Source organism: Corynebacterium gerontici, from assembly GCF_003813985.1.
Lineage (GTDB): Bacteria > Actinomycetota > Actinomycetes > Mycobacteriales > Mycobacteriaceae > Corynebacterium > Corynebacterium gerontici.
On sequence record NZ_CP033897.1, the window covers coordinates 1,991,955 to 2,010,628 of the forward strand.

General features: G+C 58.5%; 18 protein-coding genes, 4 tRNA genes and 1 pseudogene. 3 read left to right on the forward strand and 20 right to left on the reverse strand.

Translation table 11 applies throughout. The annotated features are described in order from the left end of the window. Nucleotides 1–124: 124 nt before the first annotated feature. Nucleotides 125–505: a hypothetical protein gene (locus CGERO_RS09315; RefSeq protein ID WP_123935338.1), complete on the forward strand. Its 381-nt coding sequence runs from the start codon at nt 125–127 to the stop codon at nt 503–505. Nucleotides 506–1,301: 796 nt separating this feature from the next. Here CGERO_RS09315 and CGERO_RS09330 read toward each other — a convergent pair. From CGERO_RS09330 to CGERO_RS09425, 20 genes and pseudogenes are all read right to left on the reverse strand, one after another. Continuing rightward, nucleotides 1,302–2,678: pseudogene (locus CGERO_RS09330) on the reverse strand (NAD-dependent succinate-semialdehyde dehydrogenase). 38 nt (nt 2,679–2,716) lie between these two features. Beyond that, nucleotides 2,717–3,898: an ATP-binding cassette domain-containing protein gene (locus CGERO_RS09335; RefSeq protein WP_123936106.1), complete on the reverse strand. Its 1,182-nt coding sequence runs from the start codon at nt 3,896–3,898 to the stop codon at nt 2,717–2,719. Then, entirely contained in the window at nt 3,898–4,500 is a 603-nt protein-coding gene (locus tag CGERO_RS09340; RefSeq protein ID WP_123935340.1) for an energy-coupling factor transporter transmembrane component T, read from the reverse strand. Before CGERO_RS09340 ends, CGERO_RS09335 begins: the two co-directional genes overlap by 1 nt. A gap of 41 nt (nt 4,501–4,541) precedes the next feature. Continuing rightward, a complete protein-coding gene (locus tag CGERO_RS09345; RefSeq protein ID WP_123935342.1) occupies nt 4,542–5,303 on the reverse strand; it encodes an ECF transporter S component in 762 nt (253 codons plus the stop codon). Between the two features lie 149 nt (nt 5,304–5,452). Beyond that, complete coding sequence (locus CGERO_RS09350; protein WP_123935344.1) at nt 5,453–6,448, reverse strand: nucleoside hydrolase; 996 nt, start codon at nt 6,446–6,448, stop codon at nt 5,453–5,455. A gap of 93 nt (nt 6,449–6,541) precedes the next feature. Continuing rightward, nucleotides 6,542–6,928: a 50S ribosomal protein L7/L12 gene (rplL, locus tag CGERO_RS09355; RefSeq protein ID WP_123935346.1), complete on the reverse strand. Its 387-nt coding sequence runs from the start codon at nt 6,926–6,928 to the stop codon at nt 6,542–6,544. Between the two features lie 93 nt (nt 6,929–7,021). Next, entirely contained in the window at nt 7,022–7,537 is a 516-nt protein-coding gene (gene rplJ / locus CGERO_RS09360; protein ID WP_123935348.1) for a 50S ribosomal protein L10, read from the reverse strand. Between the two features lie 334 nt (nt 7,538–7,871). Then, the gene (locus CGERO_RS09365; RefSeq protein WP_123935350.1) at nt 7,872–8,957 is read right to left on the reverse strand and encodes an inositol-3-phosphate synthase; all 1,086 of its coding nucleotides are present in this window, start codon (nt 8,955–8,957) and stop codon (nt 7,872–7,874) included. Between the two features lie 127 nt (nt 8,958–9,084). Further along, the gene (locus CGERO_RS09370) at nt 9,085–10,158 is read right to left on the reverse strand and encodes an alkene reductase (protein WP_123935352.1); all 1,074 of its coding nucleotides are present in this window, start codon (nt 10,156–10,158) and stop codon (nt 9,085–9,087) included. Nucleotides 10,159–10,237: 79 nt separating this feature from the next. After that, nucleotides 10,238–11,074 carry a M48 family metalloprotease gene (locus tag CGERO_RS09375; protein ID WP_123935354.1) on the reverse strand — a complete coding sequence of 279 codons (837 nt, stop codon included), beginning with the start codon at nt 11,072–11,074 and terminating at the stop codon, nt 10,238–10,240. 115 nt (nt 11,075–11,189) lie between these two features. Next, nucleotides 11,190–11,897 (reverse strand): 50S ribosomal protein L1, encoded by a 708-nt coding sequence (gene rplA, locus CGERO_RS09380; RefSeq protein WP_123935356.1) that lies wholly within the window; start codon nt 11,895–11,897, stop codon nt 11,190–11,192. A gap of 106 nt (nt 11,898–12,003) precedes the next feature. After that, nucleotides 12,004–12,441, reverse strand: a complete 438-nt coding sequence (gene rplK, locus CGERO_RS09385) for a 50S ribosomal protein L11 (RefSeq protein ID WP_123935358.1) — start codon at nt 12,439–12,441, stop codon at nt 12,004–12,006. 237 nt (nt 12,442–12,678) lie between these two features. Beyond that, a complete protein-coding gene (gene nusG / locus CGERO_RS09390) occupies nt 12,679–13,509 on the reverse strand; it encodes a transcription termination/antitermination protein NusG (protein ID WP_123935360.1) in 831 nt (276 codons plus the stop codon). A 141-nt stretch (nt 13,510–13,650) separates the two neighbouring features. Further along, nucleotides 13,651–13,968, reverse strand: coding sequence for a preprotein translocase subunit SecE (secE, locus tag CGERO_RS09395; protein WP_123935362.1), 318 nt, complete (start codon nt 13,966–13,968; stop codon nt 13,651–13,653). Between the two features lie 143 nt (nt 13,969–14,111). Continuing rightward, a tRNA-Trp gene (locus tag CGERO_RS09400) sits at nt 14,112–14,184 on the reverse strand. Nucleotide 14,185: 1 nt separating this feature from the next. Further along, nucleotides 14,186–14,260 (reverse strand) — tRNA-Met (locus CGERO_RS09405). Nucleotides 14,261–14,298: 38 nt separating this feature from the next. Further along, nucleotides 14,299–14,371, reverse strand: a tRNA-Thr gene (locus tag CGERO_RS09410). A gap of 158 nt (nt 14,372–14,529) precedes the next feature. Continuing rightward, nucleotides 14,530–14,739 (reverse strand): hypothetical protein, encoded by a 210-nt coding sequence (locus tag CGERO_RS09415; protein ID WP_206423897.1) that lies wholly within the window; start codon nt 14,737–14,739, stop codon nt 14,530–14,532. Between the two features lie 318 nt (nt 14,740–15,057). Continuing rightward, a tRNA-Tyr gene (locus CGERO_RS09420) sits at nt 15,058–15,139 on the reverse strand. Between the two features lie 61 nt (nt 15,140–15,200). Beyond that, a complete protein-coding gene (locus CGERO_RS09425) occupies nt 15,201–16,220 on the reverse strand; it encodes a polyprenyl synthetase family protein (RefSeq protein WP_123935364.1) in 1,020 nt (339 codons plus the stop codon). Nucleotides 16,221–16,374: 154 nt separating this feature from the next. Here CGERO_RS09425 and CGERO_RS09430 point away from each other — a divergent pair, with 154 nt between their 5' ends. Both CGERO_RS09430 and CGERO_RS09435 read left to right on the forward strand, forming a co-directional pair. Continuing rightward, a complete protein-coding gene (locus CGERO_RS09430; RefSeq protein ID WP_123935366.1) occupies nt 16,375–17,616 on the forward strand; it encodes a geranylgeranyl reductase family protein in 1,242 nt (413 codons plus the stop codon). Between the two features lie 51 nt (nt 17,617–17,667). Next, nucleotides 17,668–18,633 carry a lactate/malate family dehydrogenase gene (locus CGERO_RS09435; RefSeq protein ID WP_123935368.1) on the forward strand — a complete coding sequence of 322 codons (966 nt, stop codon included), beginning with the start codon at nt 17,668–17,670 and terminating at the stop codon, nt 18,631–18,633. Nucleotides 18,634–18,674: the final 41 nt, after the last annotated feature.

Sequence of the window (18,674 nt, forward strand, 5' to 3'; positions counted from 1 at the left end):
GAGGAAAGTAAGGCAGCGGCGAGTCAAAGCACGCTTCCTTTTGCTTTTCTGCGCCCACGCCTCCCCTCTAAGCCGATTACCCCGGCACCTATGCACGCAACTTGAAAAAACCTTGACTTGTGGCATGGTCGCGCTCTCGCCGACGACGCGCTCGAACTCGGTACAGGGCGCGGATTCGTCGGCAAGAAGGCCTACCCTCACCAGCGCAGTGACCACCGGTACCCACTATGAAGCTTCTTCTCTCCGTGCCAGTCCTTCCTGCTTCGAGCGCGCCACTGACCCAATTGTGGCCCGCAACGACCCGATCCCGACCTTGCCTCTGGGAGCCGGCCAGGAATCTGGCTGCTTTCTACTAGGTGGCAAGGGGCCGAAGGCTACTAGTACGCAAGAACTGCTCACCAACACCTACGAGGTTAAGGACTCCAAGCTCATCACCGCTCAGGATCAACTCGCCCAGGCCCCGAAGCACCGGAGGTGTTGGATTTGCAGGGTGGGTAGCGGATGACCCCCACGTAAAGCTGTGGCTAAAGGAGAAGGCTTTTCCGGAAAAACCATCGGTGCGGAACTTCCCTGGCCATCAAAGATTTTTTGAAGAAATGCACCGAAAAACCTTGCTCAGTTGGTACCGCATATAACACCGTCAGGATGTGCCTTCAAAGGTGCTAGCAATTGTTGAGCAAATGCACAGGGCCTCGATGAAACCCATGGACAGTCGATCCGAAGGTCAATATTCAAAACGCCAAAGGAAAAGCGAAGCCCTATCAAGTTCGTCAAGTGCTGAAGGCAATCGACAAATTGAACGAGTCAAAGAAACAGGACGCCTGATCATGGATGCCACCAAGTACACCCACCAAAAACGTGATCCGACGAAGATCAAGAATTTGTCGCCACCGTGGCGGGGTTTCCTTCCACATCTTGGATTGACAGTGATCCGCTTCGGGAGATGCGAGGCCTTCAAAATCTCGTCGTGGAGATCCTCGAAGATTTGGACTCCGCCGGAGAACCAATCCCTACCCCACTGAGTAGGCGCAACCACTCTTAAAAATTCTATGTCCGAACGTCACCATCACTTCATAGACGGCTCGCAGTCCGGGCTCAGTAAGAAGGTGTTTCATTGAATGCCCTGGTAAACCAAAAACTAGCCTCGGCTTAACACCTTCAAAGAACGGCACCGGTGACCAGCGGCTTTGAACCTCGACGGCTGTCGATGCAATGAATACTGCAGCCCCACACGAAAAGGCACCAACCCAAGTTGGTCGGTACCTTTCCTCCATTCGGGGCCAAGCCCCGCCTCAAGTTGACTAGTCGTTCACGTAGAAAGTCTGCTTGTTCACAAACTCATCCATGGCCAGTGTGGACAGCTCTCGGCCAAAGCCTGAGTTCTTGATGCCACCAAAGGGAAGGGCGGGGCTGGATGCCTGGCCCAGATTCACGTGGATCATGCCGGTGTCAATCTTTTCGGCAACCTTCTTAGCGCGTTCCTCGTCTTGGGAGAACACTGCGCCACCCAGACCATAGTTGGAGTTGTTGGCCAGCTCGATGGCCTCCTGCTCGGAGTCAACGCTGTAGATCTCCGCAACGGGACCGAAGAACTCCTCGTAGTAGGAATCAGAACCCACGGGCACATCGGTGAGCACCGCAGGGGTGAAGTACGCACCATTTTCGTGCAGCTCACCACCGGTTCGAAGGTTGGCGCCTGCCGCGACGGCACGCTGGACCTGTTCGTCGAGGTTTTCGGCAGCCTGGCGTGAGGACATCGGATAGTACTCGTTCTCACCGGGCTCCATTGGGTTGCCCTTGGTGAAGGACTCGGCGATGCGGACCATTTCCTCAACGAATTCCTCGTAAATGTCGGACATCACGATAATGCGTTTGTTAGAGGTACATGTCTGGCCAACATTTTCGATGCGCTTTTCCCACGCCTTGGCAGCGGCCTTCTTCACATCGTCGGTGTCGAGAATGACCTAGGCGTCGGTACCGCCGAGTTCGAGCACACACTTCTTCAGCGCCTTGCCGGCCTGCGCTGCCACGGCCGCACCTGCGCGCTCGGAGCCGGTCAGGGACACGCCCTGTACTCGGGGATCCTCAATGATCGTAGAAATTTGCTCGTGAGTTGCATACACGTTGTTGAAGCAGCCCTCCGGCAAACCGGCTTCAGCGAAAATGTCAGCAATCGCCGCGGAAGACTTGGGGCAGATTTCCGCGTGCTTCAAAATCACCGTGTTGCCGTTCATGAGGTTCGGCCCTGCAAATCGCGCCACCTGGTAGAAGGGATAGTTCCACGGCATGATGCCCAGGATCGGACCAAGCGGCAGGCGACGCATCACTGCCGTTCCACCTTGAATGTGCGGAATTGGGGTATCCGCGTTGTGCTCTTCAGCGTGGTCAGCATAGAACTGGATGATGTTCGCAGAGAATTTCACCTCTTTTACACCCTGCGGAATCGCTTTCCCCATCTCCTGTGCGGAGATTTTTGCCAGTTCCACACGGCGCTCGCGCAGCAGGTCAGCGGCACGGGAAAGGATTTTCTTGCGCTCAGCGAAGCTGGTGTTGCGCCAAGATTGGAAGGCCTCAGTGGCCTTGGAGACGATCTCTTGAATCTGATCATCCGCGGCGCTTTCAAACGTTTCCACCACTTCATTGTTTAGCGGGTTTTGTACTCGGTAGGCAATAGACATGTGCAACTCCTTCCAATGCAATTTGCACACCCATTTTGCTAGAGATCCAGCACAAAATCCGAGATGCCGGCAAAATCCACTTCATGGCAACTCCAGATCACCGTCGGCGCACCTTGTTCCAAGGCTGATAAGCCACGCGATGCGAGTCGCGCATGCCAGTTGCCTTGCACAAATTCACGGATCAGCCGGGCGAAGCGTTCGATGCCTTCGGTGTCCAGGCCGATGGTGGGCTCATCGAGCAGCAGTGCGCCTGGGCCGCGCACGATCGCGCAGGCGAAGGCGAGTAGTCGACGTTGGGTGCTGTTGAGGTCCAGGGGATGCTTATGGGCAAGCTCCGCTAGTCCACACCACTCCAGCGCCTCCTGGGCGTGCTCTTCATCGCTGCCCAAAGCTGCCTCCAAGAGCGCGCTGCGTTGGGAAAATGACTGGTCCATCGCCGTCGGCATCCACCCGATAGCAGGGGCGTTGATGTGCCCACGTGAAGGAATCAACCCTCCAATCGCCAGCATGAGCGTGGTTTTGCCACAGCCGTTGACGCCGCGAAGATGCGTGATTCTACCTGCGGGAAAGCGCAGCGTAAGCGGTCCGATGCCGAAGCGCTGTTGGCCGCGTGGATCCTTTCGCTCAATCGAGGCCTCTTGAAGCACCACGTCATTGCTGCCACCGTGCGTCGCCGTCAGGAGGGGCTTGTAGGCACCCTTCGGCAACTGCGCACGGGGAGCTTCGGCGCGCTCCAGTGCCCCGTTTGCGAAGCGATAGTTGGCACCGGATTGTGCCAAGGCATTCCATCGCCGATCGCAGATCGTCACCTGACCTGGGAACCCCTCAATCACCTGGATCAACGTATCGGCGGCTTGCGCATCGCAGCCGTCCAAAGGACAGTCCAGCACCAAACCTTCAGGTCGCGCCAGCAAAGCGCTGGCAATGGCCACCCGCCTGGTTTGCCCGGTAGAGAGGCTGGCAGGATCGCGCCGCAACAATGGCTCCAGGCCCCACTGCGCCGCGGCCTCTCGGATACGGGCCAACATGACCTCGCGCGGCACCCCGCGCTGCTCCATGCCGAATGCCAATTCCTCTTCTACCGTGGCCCGCAACAAAGTGATGTGCGCTGCGGCATCATTGCCTACCCACGCCACCTGCGTATCCTCGCTGATCTGCCAGGCATATTCGCTCAAACCACTGCCTGAGGCACCCCAAATGAAACTCCGCTGCGTTTCCATCACAACACCACCCATACACTCAACACCACGGTCACAGCCACCATTACCCAGCGCAATACGCGCTCGGCGAAAGGATCATTCACCGGGTACAACACGGTGCGCGGCCCAGGTCGTGCGATACCGGTGCGCTGAAGCGGACGGCTGCGCTCAGCGGCATCACTAATCATGCCCACGATCAATGGCAGGAGCACATACTTCCAGGAAAAGCGCCGAACTCGCATGCCCCTCGACTGCTGAATTTGCCTGATCGTGTGCAGGCGAAATTGCGCAAGCTGGCGCATCCTGGTGATCGAGCCCAAAATAAATACCACCGGTGCGGGCACTCGCAAACTCATCGCCCGCAACAGCTCATCGGCGTCCACAAAGCTAAAGAACAGCAGGCCGCCACTCAGAATCGCAGCGAAGCGAATGCTCAGCTCGGCGGCTGACTGCCATTGGCCAAACAGCCCGTACATGAGACTGAAGGAAATGACTGCGGGAATGCCCATGAGGGCGGTGGCGATGAGGACGTTGGGGCGTCGAAAAGCTGTGCCCAAAAGCAGCACCAAGGCGAGCCCCGCGGCGGAAAGGACTGCACTATTGCACACAGTGATGATCACCATGAAACATAGAGCCATGGTGATCGGGGTGTAGGGGTGCAAGGTCATGCGGTTGGCGCAAACACACGGCGGGTGCGTTCGGGGAGGGCGGAGATGATCAGCAAGACCAGGCTAAAGACGATGAGCTTGTCAATGGGATCAGAGCTCAGCGACTGCGCATACACAGCCGACATGGGCGAAAGCCCTAGGCTGCGGTAGAAGCTCACCAAAAGGCCCGTACCCGTGCCCGCGGTACCGCCGAAGATGAAGGAGGCAATCGGCGCCGCCATGAGCGCGGAAAGCGCACCAACAACGATTCCCCACACGGGCACCAGCCAGCGGCGGGTAGTCCAAGGAGCAAGGCCAGCCAGGAAACCGATCATAGCGTAGTCGGCGGCAAAGGGAATGACGGTGGGGTTAAAGACGCCCCACACCAGGGCCGAAAGCACACCAGTGGCCATACCCGCGCGCGGGCCGCACAACGCCGCCACCAGGACAGTACCAATGCAGTCGAGGTAGAGCGGGATGGGCAGCGGCATGGTGCCGATGATTTGGCCGAGCACAATATTGATCACCAGCGCCACGGGAATTAGCGAAAGTGCGCGCGGCGGCAGCACGGGAATCACAGCGAACAGCGCCACCACGGCCCCCAACCCGAAGCCGAGCAATGCCACCAGCGCACCGGAACCTTGCGCTAGGGAATCCCATTGGTCCTCAGGGTGCATCAGCACTAAAGCAAGCCAAGTGATCGCCATAATGCCGAGGGCGAGGGTGCTGAGCAGGTAACTCCTGCGATTTGCGGGATCTGTGGGGAGTGTTCGTGACATGTTTAACCTTGTTCGGCGGTTCTTCGCGCACGGCGGCGCCTGGGCAGCTCTATGTCACCTCGAGCTCGATACGGAAAATTCAAGCACGACGAGCGCCCATGTGCCAATTATTAGCTTTTCGACGCCCCCGCGAACACCGCCAATCGCGTTCAGCGATTGTCCAGCAGCGCCAAAGCCCTGCGAAATTCCTTGAACACCGCGGAGGCATCAAGCCTAGTGATGACGTCTACGGGTTCTCCTTGGCCAGCCAACACCGCCCCACGATCCTGCGGATCAATACGTAGCAACCGCGTGCGCGTGGAATAGGGCACTGCGTCGAGAGCAACCGTGGCGGCCGCGAGGTCGTGAACTTGTGCCACGTACCCCTCCCCCATCGCCTGGTGAAATTCAAAGTAGAAACGCAGAGCCTCGCCGACCACGGTGTGCAGCGGGCCGTGGAGTTGCCACGTTGCTAGTTCTGAAGGCGTGACGATGATTCCTTCGCTGATCTGCAAACTCAGGAGCGTGGGCTTGAAGCTCAATAGCGTTTGGGCACCTTCGGGATCAGACCAAAAATTCCACTCCGCGTTCGGGGTGGTGTTACCCGGATAGTCCACCGCACCGCCCATCACCGTGATCTGAGCGAAGCGCCTCGCAATTTGCGCGTGCTGGGCAAGCAGCGTGCCCGGTCCGCTAACGAGCAATCGGCAATCGGGATGCGCGCGCAGCACGTTCGCCCACAACGCAGGGGCGTCCGAGCGGATTCCTTGAACGAGAGCTCCCGCTTTCGCTAGCTTTTCCATCACAGCAGCATCGGGCACCACACCGGGGCGCACCTGCAGGCTTTTCACTTGCTCATTACCCGGAGCGAAGATATAGCCGAGACCCGCCGGCCCATGCGTTTCCGGAGTAATGGTCAATGGCACAGACAGTGGTGCGGTTGCGCCTACCGCCACCGGCACGTCCTGGCACCCCACCAGATCAAGCACGAAGCGCGTGTTATTGGCGGCGATCACGGCGGTGGTATTGCCCGCATTGACGCTCACACCGGCGAGCACGATCTCGCCAGCGCAATGACGAGCGCCGAGGTAGATGAGCGCGAGCATGTCGTCGATGCCGGTATCGACGTCGGCGAGGATAGCCGGGAGCGTGGGCTGGGGAGTCATGCGCTTGATTGTGAAAGCGCGGGTGCAGAAAAGCAAAAACTCCCCCTAGCAGCAGTATGCCGGGGGGAGAGTTGTGCGAATATCCAGGGGATATTACTTGAGGGACACCTTTGCGCCAGCCTCTTCGAGCTTGGTCTTAGCAGCCTCAGCGTCGTCCTTGTTAGCACCCTCGAGGATAGCCTTAGGAGCGGACTCAACGAGCTCCTTAGCTTCCTTCAGGCCCAGGCCGGAAACGATCTCGCGCACAGCCTTGATCACGCCGATCTTCTTAGCGCCAGCGTCCTCGAGCACGACGTCGAACTCGTCCTTCTCTTCAGCAGCAGGAGCGTCGCCACCTGCAGCGCCAGCGGCAGCAACAGCAACCGGAGCAGCAGCGGTAACTTCGAAGACCTCTTCGAATTCCTTAACGAACTCGGAGAGCTCGATGAGGGTCATCTCCTTGAAAGCTTCAATGAGCTCGTCCTTGGTGAGCTTAGCCATGGTGGTATTCCTTTCTTAAGGCGGATGCTCGCCCGCGGGTTCGCATCCAAAGTATTGTGTTTCAAACGTGTATTGCCCGCTTGGGGGCAAGCATTACGCTTCCTTCTTCTCCTGCAGCGCAACTGCGAGGCGCGCAACCTGAGAAGCGGGGGCGTTGAACAGGCCTGCAGCCTTTGCCAAGTTGCCCTTCATGGCGCCAGCCAGCTTTGCGAGGGTCGTCTCGCGGTTGTCCAGCTCGGCGATGGCATCAACCTGAGCAGCGCTCAGGGCATTGCCGTCCATGTAGCCACCCTTGACAACAAAAGCCTTGTTTTCAGAAGCGAACTTCTTCATCGCCTTCGCAGCGTCCACGGCCTCGCCCTTAACAAAGGCAACGGCGGTGGGGCCAACGAGGAGATCATCAAGACCCTCGATGCCAGCTTCCTTAGCAGCAAGCTTAACCAGGGTGTTCTTGGCGACGGAGTACTGGACATCTGCACCCAGTGCACGACGCAGTTCGGTGGTCTGAGCCACGGAGAGTCCGCGGTACTCGGTCAGCACAACAGAGTCTGCCTCAGCAAAGCGGTTCTTCAGCTCAGCCAGGGACTGTTCGTTCTTCGGGTTTGCCATTACTTCGCCTCCTTCCTCATGTACGTATCAATCGTGTTCTGATCCGCCGGGGCTTCAATCCCGCCCCACGATGTGAGACAAAACAAAAACCCCGTGCAAGAGCACAGGGCACGTAGTTCTCCTTGGAAGGAGTAAAACGCTTCAGTGTCTCCTGCGTAGGCTGATCCAATTGCTTGGATACCTTCGAGCCATAAGTGGCTAACCGACGGTCTTCGGTGAAACTTGAGCGGGGACCAAGCGGTCCGTTTCAAACTTCGACTTGCGAGACTACAACATGCGCAGGACGCGAAGCAAATTGTGGGGCACTTTAAAAGCCGAATTGGTTCGGCGGCACCTACTCCCCCGCGATAAATGCTTCGAGCTGGGCGCGCGCGGTGTCGTCATCAAGCTGGGTGGGCGGTGATTTCATCAGGTAGGAGGAGGCGGATTCCACCGGCCCACCGATACCGCGATCGAGGGCAATTTTCGCGGCGCGGATAGCGTCGATGATGATACCGGCGGAGTTGGGTGAGTCCCACACCTCAAGCTTGTACTCCAAGTTGAGCGGGACGTCACCGAATGCCGTGCCCTCCAGGCGTACATAGGCCCACTTGCGATCATCCAACCACTCCACATAGTCGGAGGGGCCGATGTGTACGTTGCGGTCTTCTACCTTCCCCGCGAGTGGCCCTGAGTGAACGTTGCTGGTTACCGATTGCGTCTTGGAAATCTTCTTGGATTCCAGGCGCTCGCGCTCCAGCATGTTCTTGAAGTCCATGTTGCCACCCACGTTGAGCTGCATGGTTCGCTCTAAACGCACTCCACGGTCTTCAAAGAGTTTGGCTAGGACGCGGTGGCTAATGGTGGCACCCACCTGGCTTTTAATATCGTCACCGACGATCGGCACACCGGCTGCACGGAACTTCTCAGCCCACTCAGGATCAGAGGCGATAAACACCGGCAGGGCGTTTACAAAGGCGCAACCAGCATCGATCGCGCACTGGGCGTAGAACTTGTCTGCTTCCTCGGAGCCCACCGGCAGGTAGCTCACCAGCACATCTACCTCGGCATCCTTAAGAGCCTGCACTACATCGACCGGCTCAGCATCGGATTCCTCGATGGTTTGCTGATAGTAACGACCCAAGCCATCCAGGGTGTGGCCACGCTGGACCTTCACACCCGTCTCAGGAACATCGCAGATCTTGATGGTGCAGTTCTGACCGCTCTGAATCGCCTCGGAAACGTCCTTGCCCACCTTGTCTGCATCCACATCGAAGGCTGCCACCACGTTGAGATCACCAACGTGATAATCGCCGAATTGGACGTGCATGAGTCCAGGAACTTCCTGGGAGGGGTCCGCATCGCGGTAGTAATGGATGCCTTGGATCAGCGACGTTGCACAATTTCCAAGGCCTGCAATTGCCACATTGATTTTTGCCATGCCCACGACCATAACCCCGCGAGCCAGCCACAAACGAGCAGCTCAGGCGCTGAAACGATTCAGAAAACCAACTAAAACGATTCAGATTCCCCCTGTCCGGGGGAAGCTTTTCGACGCTCCCCCGCCTCTATCCAAGGCTCGGATAATCGATATAACCGCGAGCCCCACCGACATAGAACGTTGCCATATCCGGCTCGTTCAAATCTGCACCTTCTGCCCAGCGGCGTGGAAGGTCCGGATTGGCGATGAACAAACGGCCCACCGCTACGGCGTCGCCAAGCCCGCGCTCGAGGATGGCCTCTGCTTCTGCCTGCTGCGTGACCTCAGCAAAACCGGTATTCACAACGGTGAAACCGCCGAAAAGGTGGCGCAGCTCCTGCACCAAGCGGCTTTCCGGATTCGCGTGGAGGATGGACAGGTACGCCAAATCGAGGTCGGCGATCTGCTCAAGGAGCGCCCGATAGGTTGCCCGAGTTTCTTCTGGATCAAGTTCCAAACATCCCTGGATATTGTGCTCGGGGGAGATGCGCAACGCTGTGCGCTGTGCACCGATTTCCTCAGCGACGGCACGGATAACTTCTGCTACAAATCGTGCCCGCGCACTCGGGCTGCCACCGTAGGCATCCTCGCGGTGATTCGCCGCGGGGCTTAAGAACTCATGCAAGAGATAGCCGTTGGCTCCATGGATCTCAACAGCATCAAGGCCCGCGTCGATAGCCCGGCGTGCACCAGCAACAAATTCAGCTTTCACACGCTCAAGGTCCTCGGCATTCATCGCGTGCGGGACGGGAGCGTCGAGCTTGCCTCCAGAGGTGCGCAATTGCACCCCTGCAGCGATGGCGCTCGGCGCCTCTGGTTGCTGGCCACGGGTCAGGTCTTGATGGCTCATACGCCCTGCATGCATTAGTTGCATAACCAGAACACCGCCCCGCTCGTGCACCGCCTTTGCCACCCCAGCCCAGCCGAGTTGCTGCGCCGAATTGGCAATGCCCGCCTGGCCCGCGAAACCGCGGCTGCGGAAACTCAAGAAAGTGCCTTCTGTGACCACAAAACCGGCGCTGGCGCGTTGAGCGTAATACTCAGCGTGCATCGGGGTGGGCACGCCATCTTCACCGGCCCGCATTCTGGTCAATGCCGCCATGGTGACGCGATTGTTCACAGACATCATGCCTACGGCGGCGGAAGAAAGTAGGTTGTTCATGCGCTTGGTCCTCAAAAGAATTTTGATGAAGGAGAGACGCCTCCACGTACCCTCAATGCAACGCTCTCGTTTGGGGAGCCTATTCCCCGTTATTCCAGCGAGGTGAAACGAATGATGTTGCCGTTGAATCTTCCGGTTGGGGTACGAGATTGGCGTCGACAAGCCTGGCGTAGCGCTCAGACGGACTTACATCAAGACCACTCCACTTGGCCAAAGTCCCCCACAATCCTCGTGTTTTGCCCGCGCTGCTGAACTGCACCTGCTGGTTGAGGTATGGAAAATTATCTTTGCCCACTTGGCACAGCCCAATCGCCTTAGCTGCACCCTCGGGGACCATTTGCGCGGCAAGGTGATCAGCGTGAAATTCCATATAGCGCGCCACCACGGCGTTGAGCACCGGCATGAGGCGCACCGAGGCCACCACCATGGACCACCAATGGCTGCCATGTCCGGCTTTCAGGTGCGCGATCTGGTGCGCCACCATAAACTCCAAAGCCTCGGGAGCATCATTCTCGCGACAACCCGCAAAGAAATCACTGCCAATGCGCGCAGAAGGGCGCGCCCCCATATCAGCGGCGCAGGGATTGATCGCCTCATCGCTGACCAGGTACGCAGGAGGAAGCTCTCGTAGGCCCGCTCGATCTGAGAATTTCTGCACCAAAGCATGAAGCTCCGGAAACTGCGCGGCATCGATCCTCGCGTAGGCACGACGCGCCTTCGCGCGCTTGAAACCACGTACGCCCCACATGATCACGGGGCCGAAGAATACCACCCCGACCAACCCGAGCGCCTCATTATCCATCGGATTGAACAGCAGCACCACCACGCCAAGAATCAGCCCGAAGATCGCACCGATCGTGACAAAAATCCCCAGTGCGCGGGCCTGACGGCGGTAGCTCCGATCCGATAAATCCATAACTACACTTTCGTTAGTGGGCAAAAAGAACATCCCCATGGCAACGCACGTGCCATGGGGATTATGATATTACTCCTGCTACGCAGCTTCTCAGCCTTGTCGCGTGAGGCGAGAATTAAGCCTCGGCGTAGTTCTTCTGAACTGCCGGATCAACCGGAACGCCAGGACCAAAGGTGGAGGTCATGGTGACCTTCTTCAGGTACACACCCTTGGAAGAGGCGGGCTTGATACGCAGGATCTCGTCGATCAGTGCGCCGTAGTTCTCAGCAAGCGCCTTGGCGTCGAAGGAAGCCTTGCCAATGATGGCGTGCAGGTTGGCTGCCTTGTCAACGCGGAAGGCGATCTTGCCGCCCTTGACGTCGGCGATTGCCTTTGCAACGTCGGGGGTGACGGTACCGGTCTTGGGGTTTGGCATCAGACCACGGGGGCCGAGCACGCGAGCCACACGGCCAACCTTGGCCATCTGGTCGGGGGTAGCGATGGCAACGTCGAAGTCAATGGTGCCAGCGGTGATCTGCTCGATCAGCTCGGCGGTGCCAACGATGTCTGCGCCAGCTTCCTTAGCCTGGGTTGCCTTCTCGCCTTCGGCGAACACTGCAACGCGCACGGTCTTACCGGTGCCGTTAGGCAGGTTCACGGTGCCGCGAACGAGCTGGTCAGCCTTGCGGGGATCAACGCCGAGACGCATTGCAACCTCAACGGTGGCGTCGGTCTTGGTGGAGGAGGTTTCCTTCACCAGTTCAGCAGCCGAAAGGGGGCTGTAGAGGCGAGTCTTGTCAACCTTTTCTGCGGCGGCCTTGTAAGCCTTTGAACGCTTGCTCATTTTGAAATCCTTTTAGATTCTTGTGGATTGTGTGGTGCGGGCCGAAGCTGGCCCTTCCACCTGGAATGCCTCCTGGATTCAGGAGGCGGCTGCAGCGCGGGGCTGCTTACTCCTTGACCTCGATGCCCATGGAACGTGCGGTACCCATGATGATCTTGGCCGCGGAATCAACGTCGTATGCGTTGAGATCCTCAAGCTTGGTCTGGGCGATTTCCTTGACCTGGTCGAGGGTGACGGTGCCCACCTTCTGGGTGTGGGGCACGCCGGAGCCCTTCTGGATGCCGGCGGCCTTGAGCAGCAGCTTGGCAGCAGGCGGGGTCTTGAGCTTGAAGTCGAAGGAGCGGTCTTCGTAGACGGTAATCTCCACAGGCACAACGTTGCCGCGCTGGGATTCAGTTGCGGCGTTGTAAGCCTTACAGAATTCCATGATGTTCACGCCGTGAGCACCAAGGGCAGGACCGACCGGGGGAGCCGGGTTAGCTGCGCCTGCCTCGATCTGCAGCTTGATCAGGCCAGTGACCTTTTTCTTCTTCTTAGGAGCCATGGAGACTTTTACCAACTTTCCGTGTTAACGCCGAGCGCTTTTCAAGCTTTTCGACGTCCGGATGCCAGCGGCATGAAACGCAAATCAATCCTGCTTACGCTCATCCAACCAGCCACCGGGGATATGTATATGTACGATGCGCATGCGAAGTGCACACGCGATCAATCAGAATACACTGCAACCCCCACACGCTCCAAAAAGCTGTAGGGGTTGCCGCGTTGAGGATGCTTGGCTTGGCTAGGTGATCTTCTCTACCTGGTCGAAGCCCAACTCAACTGGGGTTTCACGGCCGAAGATGGAGACGAGCGCCTGGAGTTTGCCGTTTTCTGCGTCGATCTCGGAGATGGTGGCAGACACGGATGCCAGGGCGCCGGTGAGGATCGTGACTGCCTCACCAACCTGGAAGTCCACCTGGACTGGCGCCTTCTTGGCGTCGGTAGGCATAGCAACAACCTGCTCGCCTTCCTCGGTGGTAGCTGCTTTGTCGGTACCGGGCGCGGATTCCTGCGGCATGAGGAATTTGGCGACGTCGCGGTGCTTGACTGGGGTGGCGTTGCCTTCATTGCCCACGAAGCTGGTCACACCGGGGGTGTCACGCACCACGGACCATGCACGGTCGTTGATGTCCATGCGCACGAGCACATAGCCGGGCAACAGCTTGCGCTTGACAATCTTGCGCTTGCCGTCGCGGATTTCTACCGCTTGCTCAACGGGGACTACGACTTCAAAGATGGAGTCTTCAACCTCGAGAGTCTGGGCACGCATGTCAAGGTTGGTCTTCACCTTGTTTTCATAACCCGAGTAGCACTGGATGATGTACCACTTGCCGGGCTGCTTTTTCAGCTCGCGGGTGAACTTGCGAAGGCGCGCCTTGTAATCGGCGTCGGCGTCTTCTTCCTCGGCGTCGGTAATCGCGGCTTCGTAGTCAGCCTCTTGCACCGGCTGTTCTTCAACCTCTACGCCAGCTTGGTCGTTGTCCTGCTCGAGGTTGTCTTGCTCCGCACTCAGTGACGCCTCGACGGCTTCACCGAACGCCTCAGCAAAGGAGCCGTTTTGCTCTTCGCTCATGGTGTGTTCATCTCCTGGTGTTGTTACTCGTGCCTGCAGCATTCCCAAGCCTAGCGGCACCGCTTGAAGCGGGGAATGAAGCAACCCGCCTCACCTGGTGTTTTGGTGAAGCGGGTTTTCAGCTTTGTTGGGTCAGTATAGCTACTTGGTCAGAATCTTTTCAACTCCGAGGCCGGCAAGGAAGTCCACGCCAGCAACCAGGGCAGTCATGAGAATGAGGAAGGCGAAGACGATCACGGTGTAATTGACCATTTGCTTTCCGGTGGGCCAGATCACCTTCCGCATCTCCTTGCCCACTTCAGGCAAGAAGGTCACCGCGCTGCCGCCATAGGTTTCCTCATCGCGCTTGGCTACCTTCTTTTTGGCAGCCTGGGAGGCTTCTGCGGTGCTGGTGCCGGAGAGCTGTCGCTTGCCGGTAGGACGGGCTGCCGTGACGGGTTGCCGTTCTTGTTCGCTCACTGCGCTCCCCAATTCTTTCTCGATTCAAGGTTCATCATTGCCTGCCAGGGGTGTGGCATGGCTACCAAAGTGGAAACTATAGCACGAATAAGAAAAGCACCCGGCGTTCATACCGGGTGCGATACCGCCGAAGCGGCGTTTTGCAGGGGCGACAGGACTCGAACCTGCAACCTTCGGTTTTGGAGACCGATGCTCTACCAATTGAGCCACGCCCCTTTGGTAGCGATGGCGAGAATTGAACTCGCGACACAGCGATTATGAGTCGCTTGCTCTACCACTGAGCTACACCGCCACGATCTTCCAGCTAGGCTACCCTAGATAAAAGAACAGAGCCCCCTGACAGAATCGAACTGTCGACCTTTTCCTTACCATGGAAACGCTCTGCCGACTGAGCTAAGGGGGCGCTAGCCTCATTGAATTGTGCCGGTTTCCCGACCCGCTCCTGTTGAAGCCTGATAAAGATTAACCCGAAGCCTCTCAAGAACACAAATCTGCACTACAGCCAAGCTTTTCGATGCCCCATCGACCCCAATGCACACGCCCTAGAAGGGCGCTCGCGCGCTAGAAGCCAGCGCGCCCACGATCGATGTCGCGCTGGAAGTCCAGCGCCGCCTGACGTGCCTCCGGATCGTGCTCCTCCGAGCGCTTAGCAACCTTGCGCTGCATCATGCCGGCAGGAATAGCGATGAGGAGCACGGCCACAATGGCGATTATCCAAAATGTCGACACTTTAACCACGACTCCCATACGCAGACCACGCAAAACATGCACGCAGCTGATAGTCAGTCACTCCCGGCTTATTGGCAATGTTGTGACATGTATAGACATTCGGATACCAGTCGGTACAACGACCATTATTTTCATAAGCACAGATTTTCTGAGGTGCCAGCTGAATCGCCGTTGCGGAAGAGGCGCCAGTCGCAGCAAGTATTGCGCTCATCAATCCAGAAGCCAATAGAATTTTCCGCTCCATGATCCCTCCAATGTGTCGCAGGTCACCTCATTATAGGCTTGATCACACTATTGTCAAGGTTTTTTGGGATACGCGAAGGAGCCCGTCACTTTCGTGACGGGCTCCTAACATTGCTGTGCCAGGTAGAAGATTCGAACTTCTGTAGGCAATGCCGACGGATTTACAGTCCGCTCCCTTTGGCCGCTCGGGCAACCTGGCGTGCGTTGAACACTCTACACTGCACATCCCGAATCATTGCAAATTCGCACTACAACAGCCATTATCCAACGCGTGCCACAGTAAAGCGGGCGAGGTTGCGCAGCGCATCCGTGGTTGCACATTCTGGCAGCGCTTCGAGGTGACGCTCAGCCTCGTTGAGGTACGCGGTGACGTCGTCAAGCGCCTTCTGCCGACCCTGCGACCGTGCCAGCAGAGCGAGGACGTGTTCCACCGTGGCATCGTCGTGGATGGGGCCGGTCAGGATGCCGCGTAGCTCCTCACCCACCGGGGTGTCCTCCTGCAGCGCGTAGAGCACGGGGAGGGTGAACACACCTTCGCGTAGGTCAGTGCCGGGGGTCTTGCCTGACTGGGCGGTGTCGGAGAAGATGTCGATGAAGTCGTCCACAATTTGAAACACCATGCCGATTGCATTGCCATAACCCTGCAGCGCCTCGATGTACTCCGGCTTGGCACCCGAGTGGACTCCGCCAAGGTAACCGGCCGAGGCGATGAGCACGCCAGTTTTCTCGCGGATGACGTTCATGTAGTGCTCCACCGCATCGCCTTCGCCTGCACCAATGGTTTCACGCATCTGGCCGGTAACCAGATCCCCGAAGGTTTCGGCAAAGTGAGCGACTGTCTCCACACCCAACTCGCTCATGATCCGTGAGGTGTGCGCAAGCAGGATATCGCCGGCGAGAATCGCCACCGAGTTGTCCCAGCGGGCGTTTGCACTCGGCACACCGCGGCGCTTATCGGCCTCATCCATCACGTCATCGTGATAGAGGGTGGCCAGGTGGATCATCTCCACAATGGCGGCAGCCTTGATCACGCGTTCATTCATCGGCTCGGTGCCGTACTGGGAGGCAAGCAGCGCGAACATGGGGCGGAAGCGTTTGCCACCGGCCTTGGTCAGGTGCAGAACTTTCTCGGAAACAAAGGCCTCGCCCTTAGAGAGCTCCTGCATGAGCAGCGTCTCTACGCGTTGCATGCCATCGGCCACGGCTTGGTTCAAAGAAACATCGCCAAGATCCACGTTTGCCGCCACCTTGGGCTGCGACCCGTCGGCACCGTTGCTCATTTCCACACTGCCTTAACTAGAGGTTGAGTGCCGCTCACGCCTAAGGGCTTGGCGTGGCGCCACGCGAAGCATGTTCCAACTAACCCCTTTACCGTAGTCGAAATGCTCGCGCTCACACACCCCGGGGTGCAAAGGCCACGCCACAACTGCCACAATGTTGCTTGTGAATGACAAGGTGATCTCCCCAGACCTGCTGATCGTAGGCGCAGGCCCAGCAGGAAGCGCCGCGGCGTGGCACGCCGCCAAGCTTGGTATGGAAGCGCTTCTGGTGGATCAAGCCACCTTCCCCCGCGACAAGACCTGCGGCGATGGACTCACCCCGCGAGCCATCCACCAGCTTGAAGCAATCGGGGTGGACGTCACCTCCCATTATCAATCGCGCGGGCTCAAGCTCCACGGCTTCGGCGGTTCGGTTGAGGCACCGTGGCCGGACTCATCCTTCGGCAACGTGGGCTCAGCCATGCCCCGCACAAAACTGGACAATTTGCTGCTTGAACACGCACTCGGCATGGACGGTGCGCGCTTTCTTGGCGGCGTGGGCGCGAGGGCGGTTGAGCTCGATGGCGCGATCCGTAGCGTGGAGCTTAGCGACGGCACCCGTGTCCTTCCGAAATTCGTGATCGTCGCCGATGGCGTGCGCTCAACATTCGGCAAGCAGCTCGGCCGCACCTGGCACAAGGGCGAAGTGTTTGGCATCGCTGCGCGCTCCTATTGCGAAACGCCATTCAGCGATGAACCATGGATCCACTCGCACCTCGAGCTTCGCGACGCCGAGAACACGATTCAGCCAGGTTACGGCTGGATTTTTCCACTGGGTGATGGACGCGCCAATGTTGGCTGCGGTGCCCTTTCCACCGACAATCGTCCCGCAAAAGTAAACACCAAGAAACTCCTCCACCTCTACGCCCAGCAGCAGCGCGAGGCCTGGCACTTTGGGCAACCTGAGGGGGTTGCGTCCGCGTTGTTGCCCATGGGTGGCGCCGTCTCCGGTGTAGCCGGACCGAATTGGATGCTCATCGGTGATGCTGCCGCCTGCGTGAATCCGCTCAACGGCGAAGGCATCGACTATGGGCTAGAAACCGCAGCGATGGCTGTGGGGGCATTAGATGAAGGCAAGGACTTCACCCTGCTGTGGCCAGAAATGCTGCGCCACGAATACGGCGAGGCCTTCTTGCTGGCACGAACCCTCGCACGCGCGCTGACCTATCCGCAGTTCTTGCCACTCACCGGGCCGCTAGCGCTGCGCAAGCCCATGGGCAAAATCGTCATGCCGGCTGCAGCACGCCTCATGGGCAACCTCGTGGTGGAAGAGGATCGCGACCTGGTGGCGCGAGTGTGGCGCGCAGCGTCAGGCGCCAGCATGCGGATGCGTGGCTCCCGGGTGTTGTGGGGGTAGGGGGCCGCGGGGGCGTCGAAAAGCTTAAGCTACGTGCCTAAAGTTAAAGGCATGCAGCAATCAAAACTCGTCGTCGTTGGCCTGGGCCATGTTGGTTCTTATGTGTTGAGCTACGCCATGGATTCCGGGCTCTATTCAGAAATTGCCACCATCGATATTGAGCCCAAAATCGCGCTCGGTGAGGCGCTTGACCAGGCGCAATCCACCGGCGTGATGGGCACTACGCACACGTATTGCCACGCAGGTGAATACAGCGATTGCAAGGACGCGGACATCATCATCGTGGCCGCCGGCGCCTCGATTGTGCCCGACCCGAATGACCCCGAGCGCCTGCCCGATCGCTCTGAGCTGGCGGGACTGAGCGGCGTGGTGGTGCGTGACGTGATGAGCAACATCGTCCAACACACCAAAGACGCGGTGATCATCTTCATCACCAACCCCCTCGACGCCGTGGTACACGTAGCCGTCACCGAATTCGACTACCCCACCCACAAAATCTTCGGCACCGGCACCATGCTCGACTCCGCACGCCTACGCTTTGCCATCGGCCAGGAACTCGGCATCGACCCCAAATCCGTCACCGGCTACATGATCGGCGAGCATGGCTCCACCGCCCTACCCGCGCTCTCCCAAGTCAACGTCTTCGGCCTCGGCTGGGAAGAACTCAGCCAATGGCGCGGCAGTGCGCTACCGAGCGCACCCGAAATGCAAGAGCGCGTGATCCGCACCGCCTACGACGTCCTGCTGAACAAAGGCTGGACCAACGCAGGCGTGGCACGCTCCGCAAACGCGCTGGCCAAGTGCCTGCTCATTGGCGAACGCTCCGTGCACCCTATCTGCACACTGATCACCGACGGCATCTACGACCTGCCCGAAGTCTCACTCTCCCTGCCCACCTTCATCGGACCCGAAGGATGGGAAAAGCGCCTCCAACCAAAGCTCAACGACTGGGAACTCGAGCAACTCCACCACTCCGCCAAGTTCATCCTCGACACCGTGGAGAACACGAAGGGGTAAGGGGCTGGCGGGGTTTGCGCAGTGTGGTGAGGTTCGTGTCT

Excerpts from the sequence above, each read along its gene's own strand:
- CGERO_RS09425 (WP_123935364.1), bottom strand. The coding sequence starts at position 16,220 with ATGAGCAACGGTGCCGACGGGTCGCAGCCCAAGGTGGCGGCAAACGTG.
- CGERO_RS09340 (WP_123935340.1), bottom strand. The coding sequence starts at position 4,500 with ATGGTGATCATCACTGTGTGCAATAGTGCAGTCCTTTCCGCCGCGGGG.
- CGERO_RS09335 (WP_123936106.1), bottom strand. The coding sequence starts at position 3,898 with ATGGAAACGCAGCGGAGTTTCATTTGGGGTGCCTCAGGCAGTGGTTTG.
- CGERO_RS09435 (WP_123935368.1), top strand. The coding sequence starts at position 17,668 with ATGCAGCAATCAAAACTCGTCGTCGTTGGCCTGGGCCATGTTGGTTCT.
- rplK (WP_123935358.1), bottom strand. The coding sequence starts at position 12,441 with ATGGCTCCTAAGAAGAAGAAAAAGGTCACTGGCCTGATCAAGCTGCAG.
- rplJ (WP_123935348.1), bottom strand. The coding sequence starts at position 7,537 with ATGGCAAACCCGAAGAACGAACAGTCCCTGGCTGAGCTGAAGAACCGC.
- rplA (WP_123935356.1), bottom strand. The coding sequence starts at position 11,897 with ATGAGCAAGCGTTCAAAGGCTTACAAGGCCGCCGCAGAAAAGGTTGAC.
- CGERO_RS09365 (WP_123935350.1), bottom strand. The coding sequence starts at position 8,957 with ATGGCAAAAATCAATGTGGCAATTGCAGGCCTTGGAAATTGTGCAACG.
- CGERO_RS09430 (WP_123935366.1), top strand. The coding sequence starts at position 16,375 with ATGTTGCTTGTGAATGACAAGGTGATCTCCCCAGACCTGCTGATCGTA.
- rplL (WP_123935346.1), bottom strand. The coding sequence starts at position 6,928 with ATGGCTAAGCTCACCAAGGACGAGCTCATTGAAGCTTTCAAGGAGATG.
- CGERO_RS09315 (WP_123935338.1), top strand. The coding sequence starts at position 125 with ATGGTCGCGCTCTCGCCGACGACGCGCTCGAACTCGGTACAGGGCGCG.
- CGERO_RS09350 (WP_123935344.1), bottom strand. The coding sequence starts at position 6,448 with ATGACTCCCCAGCCCACGCTCCCGGCTATCCTCGCCGACGTCGATACC.
- CGERO_RS09375 (WP_123935354.1), bottom strand. The coding sequence starts at position 11,074 with ATGGATTTATCGGATCGGAGCTACCGCCGTCAGGCCCGCGCACTGGGG.
- nusG (WP_123935360.1), bottom strand. The coding sequence starts at position 13,509 with ATGAGCGAAGAGCAAAACGGCTCCTTTGCTGAGGCGTTCGGTGAAGCC.
- CGERO_RS09370 (WP_123935352.1), bottom strand. The coding sequence starts at position 10,158 with ATGAACAACCTACTTTCTTCCGCCGCCGTAGGCATGATGTCTGTGAAC.
- CGERO_RS09345 (WP_123935342.1), bottom strand. The coding sequence starts at position 5,303 with ATGTCACGAACACTCCCCACAGATCCCGCAAATCGCAGGAGTTACCTG.